6 protein-coding genes are annotated in these 6,427 nt (G+C 38.9%); 3 read left to right on the top strand and 3 right to left on the bottom strand.

The window, feature by feature from the left end; all coding sequences use genetic code 11:
• Together U9O96_05100 and U9O96_05095 are read left to right on the top strand one after the other, a co-directional pair.
• The coding region (locus U9O96_05100; GenBank protein MEA2054476.1) for a PAS domain S-box protein at positions 1-1,512 on the top strand (1,512 nt) is incomplete at its 5' end.
• Positions 1,505-1,945, top strand: coding sequence for a hypothetical protein (locus tag U9O96_05095; protein ID MEA2054475.1), 441 nt, complete (start codon positions 1,505-1,507; stop codon positions 1,943-1,945). The genes U9O96_05100 and U9O96_05095, both read left to right, overlap by 8 nt.
• Positions 1,946-1,965: 20 nt before the next feature.
• Here U9O96_05095 and U9O96_05090 read toward each other — a convergent pair whose 3' ends face one another.
• The 3 genes from U9O96_05090 to U9O96_05080 are packed head-to-tail and all read right to left on the bottom strand — an operon-like array spanning position 1,966 to position 5,785.
• Positions 1,966-2,991 (bottom strand): AAA family ATPase, encoded by a 1,026-nt coding sequence (locus U9O96_05090; protein MEA2054474.1) that lies wholly within the window; start codon positions 2,989-2,991, stop codon positions 1,966-1,968.
• Positions 2,988-5,087, bottom strand: a complete 2,100-nt coding sequence (locus U9O96_05085; GenBank protein MEA2054473.1) for an acetate--CoA ligase family protein — start codon at positions 5,085-5,087, stop codon at positions 2,988-2,990. The genes U9O96_05090 and U9O96_05085 overlap by 4 nt, the downstream gene beginning before the upstream one ends.
• A gap of 47 nt (positions 5,088-5,134) precedes the next feature.
• Positions 5,135-5,785, bottom strand: coding sequence for an MBL fold metallo-hydrolase (locus U9O96_05080; GenBank protein MEA2054472.1), 651 nt, complete (start codon positions 5,783-5,785; stop codon positions 5,135-5,137).
• Between the two features lie 91 nt (positions 5,786-5,876).
• Here U9O96_05080 and U9O96_05075 point away from each other — a divergent pair, with 91 nt between their 5' ends.
• Complete coding sequence (locus U9O96_05075; protein ID MEA2054471.1) at positions 5,877-6,083, top strand: hypothetical protein; 207 nt, start codon at positions 5,877-5,879, stop codon at positions 6,081-6,083.
• Positions 6,084-6,427 lie beyond the last annotated feature (344 nt).

The following is a 6,427-nucleotide window of genomic DNA, read 5'->3' as shown; positions in this document are numbered from 1 at the left end:
GAGGAATTAAAATTAAAAAAGAAGGATGGGACACTTATTTGGGCGTCTGTCACTGCAACTGCAGTTTATGATGAAAATGGTGAGGTTAAATACTATGATGGAATGATTGAAGATATAACCGAACGCAGGGAGGCAGAAGAATCATTGCGTAGCAGTCAGGAAAAATATCAATCGCTATTTGAATTTCAGAAGGGAATACTGAAGTATTCTCCAGTGGGAATTCTGAAATTGGATGAAAGGTTGCGTATTGTATATGAAAATCCAGAAATGAAAAGATTGATGGGAGTGCCATCTGGTGAGGAATCAAATGCCATGGGAGTCGATATCAGAGAACTGCCATCGGTAAAAGAAACTGGAGCAGCAGAAATGTTTAATGATCTATTGAAAGGAAAGGAGATACGTGGAGAGATTCCTTTTACTTCCATATATGGAAAAGAAACTTATTTGTCATTTAATGCTGCTCCGATTTTAGAGGAAGACAAATTTGTGGGAGCGGTATTGATGGTTACTGACATTACGAAGAAAAAGAAAACAGGGGAGGCACTTCAAGAATCTGAGGAGAAATACCATACTTTAGTAAGGGATGCAGCAGAAGGAATATATAGGACAACTATAGATGGAAAAATTCTGGAAGTAAATCCTGCTATCACAGAAATGTTTGGATATAGCAAGGAAGAATTTCTGAAAATGAAAAACGTTGAGATTATGCACAAAAATCCATTACAAAGGAAGAGATTTCTTGAGAAATTACAAAAGGAACACATGATAAAGGGTTATGAGATGGAGTATATAGGAAAAGATGGAAAAACTTTAATTATAAGAGAATCAGCACGTTTAACTGAGGGAGAAATTATTGAAGGAATCATGTATGACGTCACCGAACGTAAAAAAGCAGAAGATACATTAAAAGAAAGCGAGGAGAAATTTAGATTGCTTGCAGAATCTTCCACATCAGCCATTTTCATTTATCAGGATGATGTTTTTAAGTATGCAAATCCGGCAATGGAAAAAATAATAGGCTATTCCAAAGATGATATTATGAGAATGAAGTTCTGGAATGTTGTGCATCCAGATGATGTTAGGGTAGTAAAGGAAAGAGGTAAGGCAAGAGAAAAAGGGAGAAAAGTAGAGCCTTATCATTATGAATTCAGAGTTATAACAAAAGACGGTAAAACAAAATGGATTGACTTTGCTGCTGCAAATATCATATACGAAGGCAAGCCTGCTGGATTGGGTACTGCCTACGATGTTACGGAAAGAAAGAGAGCAGAAGAAGCACTGAAGAAAGCTTATGAAAAAGCAGAAGAAGCTTTGGAACAGGAGAAAGTGTTTAAATTAAAGACTGCCCATCACTTCTTCAATCCAATTGCCATTGCGAAAGGATATCTTGATTTAACCATGGATGAAGTTCCTGAAGAACAGAAGAAAAAATTACAGTCTGCACATCATGCCATAATGAGGGTTGAGAAAGTTGTTAAAAATGTTACCCAAAGAGGTGAGATACATGAATGAAAAAATAGTATTGATAGTGGATGATGAGTCCATGATTCATGAATTGCTTGGGATAAATTTGCAGAAAATGAAAACGCCCGTTGAAATTCATAATGCGTTGACGGGAGAGGAAGCCATAGAAATCTACAAAACGCTATTGGATAAAGGTAAGAGACCGGACCTCGTTGTCATGGATTTGAATTTATGCGGAAGCGATGAATTAGAAGATTTTGATTCGGATGCCGAGATAGAAAAAGGTGGGGAATGTGACGGTGCAGTAATCACAGAGGAAATATTGAAAATGGATCCAAAAGCAGTTGTCTGGGGTTATACCGCTTGGTCAGATATGCCATGGGCAGAAAGGTTAAAAGAAGTTGGGGCTAAAAAGGTTGTTGATAGGATAGTGCCATTCAAAGAATTTGCCGAAATGGTCGATAAGTTTTTGCAGGAATAGCCTTCTCTGCTATTCTATTCTTATCCCATCAGTACTGAAATATCCAGTTTTTCTGTAGCTTTTTGAATTTTATTGATTTTTTCTTTTTCGTCGGGCAAAATGATCGATTCTATATCCTCCACTTTCTTCGCTGCAATATAGGTATTTGGTCTTATTGATAGCAGCGGTATGTTGCTTTTATCTGCCTTTGCAAGTATGTTTGAAGGAGGGACAATATTATTTGTAAGAATCACGCAGGATGTATTTTCGTCGTTAAGAGAGGCTGCTATCACATCCGTTCTATCGCCCCCTGTTATTATTAGCTTATGCTCTTTTTTAAAGTCAGGATGCCTTAGTATCTCTGGCACAGAAAGGGCCGCTATAAGTATATTTTTTATCTGGTTGTCAAGACCGCCTTCCCCAGCCACCACTCGGGCAAATAATTTGTCTGCCACATATCGCACTTTCATCATATCCAATTCATCTATATATGGAACAAATCCAAGCAGGGGTATGTTTCTTTTCTCTAACTCTTTTCCTATTTTTTGGGTGTTCTCTTCCCTCCATTTGTCAATAACTGCCCCAACAATGTCTATTTTTTTATTTCTTGCAATCCAATCCGCGAATGACAGTGAGTCTGCCATGTCATACATATCACCGGATAACACCAGCAACACCCCTGCATCAAGTTTTGAGGCAACAGAGAAAGAGTCCAGCCCAAGTGAGTTTCCATGAACCAAATCCTCGCTTCCCTCAATTATAAAGAAATCTTTATCCGATGATAACTTATTGTATCGTTCCTCGAGTTCTTTTCCGACATCTGGAAATGCATGGAGTATCTTTGAATGATGGAAACCGAGTGTGAAATCATCTATTGGCTCTTCAATAGAAAAAACTTCCTTGAAGAGGGCTGCATCATAATCGACCAGCCTTTTCTTCTTGTAAATCTGGTTGTCTCCAAGCGGCTTCATATATCCAATGTTTCCACTCATTTTTTTTGCAATTCCCAGTGCAACAGTCGTTTTTCCAGCTTTTGGCATTACTGATGCAATAACTATTTTTTTCATTTTTTCACCTCTATATTCATTCGGGCATCTAAAACTTTTGCCCCTTTTTCGTATACTACCAATGGATTAATATCCAGTTCGGATATTTCAGGAAACCTATCAACCAGAATGCCGACACGGTATATGGCATCTATAACAGAATTGATATCCTTTCTGCTTTCCCCCCTCACCCCTATCAATAAGGGATAAGAACTTATTTCCCTTATCATTTTTTCTATCTCTCTCTTCGTAACAGGTGCTACGCGAAATGCTACGTCCTTCAGCACTTCCACATATATTCCGCCCAGGCCAAACATGAGAACTTTCCCGAAAGAAGGGTCTGTTGTCGAACCAATTATTATTTCAACGCCCTTTTGGACCATTTTTGCAATTTCCATACCCCTTATATTCGCTTTTGGTGCACATCGCTTGCAATTTCGTATTATCGCTTCATATCCTTCCACAACTTCTTTTTCATCGTCTATATCAAGCAAAACGCCCCCCATATCTGTTTTGTGGACTATATCCTCTGAAACAACCTTCATAACCACTGGATAGCCTACTTCTTCGGCTGCCTTTACTGCCTCGTCTATGGTTCTGGCAACTTTAAATGGAGGAACGTCCATGCCCGCCGCAAGCATTATCTCCTTTGCCTCCGTCCCGAGGAGCTGCGTTCTTTCTTCATCCAGTGCTATCTGTATCACGCTTCTTATTTTCTTTTCGTCAATATCTATTGTTTCTGCCTCTTCCTCTTCCGATTTACTGTAAGCCTTGTATAATGCGTTTAGTGCAGAGACGGCATCTTCGACATCATCAAACGCAGGAATTCCGTTTCTTTTTAGCTGTTCCAATATCTTGTCCGTGCCTTCTCCCCCGAAAAGGGAATAAATTATGGGCTTTTTTCTTCCGTATTTCTTCTGCATTTCAAGGAACGTGTCCATTAATGGTTCGAGCGCTGTCATATCTGTCTGGCAGTAAAGAGCGATAATGGCGTGGATGCTTTCTTCATTCAGTGCTCTCTCCAGCGCCTCCTTATAATCATTTCCTCCTGCCTGTCCTGTTAGATCTACGGGGTTTCTGCACGAACCGAATCTTGGTATTACGCCTCCGAACGTTCTTTCCAGCAGCTTAATATCGTTCATAAGGTCAACTCCGTATTTTTCACATGCATCTGCCGCGAGCACTCCCAGTCCCCCGCCGTTTGTAATAATGACAACGTTCTTTCCAGATGGTCTAGGGCATGCCGCCAGCGTCGATACCCAATTAAATCCTTCCTCCAGACTTTCTGCCCTCAATATGCCCGCCTGTTTAAAGGCAGCATCAAATATTTTATCCGAGCCCGCAAGCGAGCCGGTATGGGAAGCAACTGCCCTTACTCCCATTTTCGATTTTCCTGCCTTTATAGCAACTATTTTAATGTCATCCGGCTTTTTTTTTACCATGTCCATGAGCTCTCTACCATTTTCCAGTCCTTCAATATACAAAAAGATTACTTTTGTTATGTCATCATTAAAAACATGAGACATGATATCGGCTTCTGTGATGTCTGCCTTATTTCCGATTGAAACTATGGTGGACAGGCCAATATTTTCTTCGGCTGTTTTTCCTATCATTGCTATGCCGAGCGCCCCTGACTGAGATATGACAGCTATGTTGCCTGGATAAATTTTTGATGGGCCGAATGTCGCATTTATGGGAGCCGAGGCAGAATATATTCCGAATACATTTGGCCCCAGAATACGCATTCCATATTTCTTGGCTTTTTCCATCATTTCCCGCTCAGCATCAATATTGCCAATTTCAGAAAAGCCGGAAGTTATCACTATCGAAAACTTTACACCTTTTCTTGCACATTCTTCTATGACATTTACTGCAATGCTTGCCGGCACGACAACCATTGCAAGATCTATTTCTCCATCTATGGAAAAAATGTCCTTATAAACTTTCTTGCCTAAAATCACTCCCCCTTTTGGATTTATTGGATATATTTTTCCTTTATAGCCCGATTCAATTACATTTTTCAATACGGTATATCCTATCTTTCTTTCGTGATGAGATGCACCGATGATAGCGACATGCCTTGGATTAAATAGGTATTCTAAATCTGCTTTTTTCACCGACAGCATATTGAAGGATAAGATATAAACTTTTTTGCCTTATATGATTATGACCCGAGCATATATTCTGCTGTTCTCAATGCCATCCTCACATGTTTTGCTCCATTTCCTATAATGTGGGGACCATGCCCGGGATAAAGGTTAGCAACATCCATATCAATTAATTTTTTTATTGAATTTACCAGTTTTTTTGTATCCCCTCCGAAAAAATCTGTTCTCCCCACCCCTCCGTCAGAAAAAATTGTATCTCCAGAAAACAGCGATTTGCTCCCCTCTTCATATAAACATATGCCGCCGGGGGAATGCCCTGGAGTGTGAATCACTTTCAGCCTCTTGGTTCCAATTTTGATAATATCTCCATCTTTTAGTTTCCTATGAGCTTTTATCTTTGGCGGCTTAACACCAAAAAAAGCAGCAGACTGATCTGACCCTCTCTCTATAATTTCAGCTCCTCTTTCGTGGATCATGACTTTTGCGCTGCAGTACTTTTTCAGATGGAATATGCCGCCGTAATGATCAAAGTGCTCGTGTGTGAGGATAATGGCAGATATTTCTTTTAACTGAATTTCTTCCCCTATTTTCCCAATAACAGTATGAGAATTGAATCCGGTTCCCGCATCTATTAAAGCTGATTCTTCATCTTTAATAAAATATATGTTGGAATCAAGCCCTATTCCGGGGATTTTTGTGACGTGCACTTTTTTGTAATATAAGTCCGGTATAAATAGGAATCTTTTTCACAAAATGAATTCCAAAAGTTTTTATCTTATTTTACGATTTCAGGTCACCATGGATGGGAAAAAGAGAAAGAAAATCATTGATAAAATCGAGGAATTAAATCAGGCAAGAGCATCCTTACATCGTAGTTTAGACTCTCTTGAAAAAAGAAAGAAAGAGCTTACAGATAAGAAGTATAACAGATTGAAAACTAAATACACCGAAAAGCAACATAAGATAAAAGAAAAGATACATGAACTGGAGATGAAATTAAAGTAACCTATTTGAAGTGCATTCGCAGATGATATACCCCTCCCTGAAGTTCTTTTTCCATCATATAATCTATTTTTTCGAAGAGAAAAAGCATTGTCATCAGGTTAATAGATGCATATTACATAAATGGTACATATGGTTGAATAGCCATTTTTGCGGCAAAAGACTGGACAACTGCAAGAAAATATTATGATAATACAAGAAAGGGATACGAAAAGACCCTTATAGAAAAGCCAGAAATGGTTGGCATCATTTTTTCTATAATAAGGTGGGGAAAGATAAACCCTCAGATAGAAAAACTGTATGATTTTGTATCTCCATAGCAGTCCGTCACTTTTAAATATCAGAAT

The organism is Candidatus Thermoplasmatota archaeon (assembly GCA_034660695.1).
Taxonomy (GTDB): domain Archaea; phylum Thermoplasmatota; class E2; order UBA202; family DSCA01; genus JAYEJS01.
The sequence above is the reverse complement of the archived record's forward strand: the minus strand, read 5'-3'. Positions and strand labels throughout refer to the sequence as shown.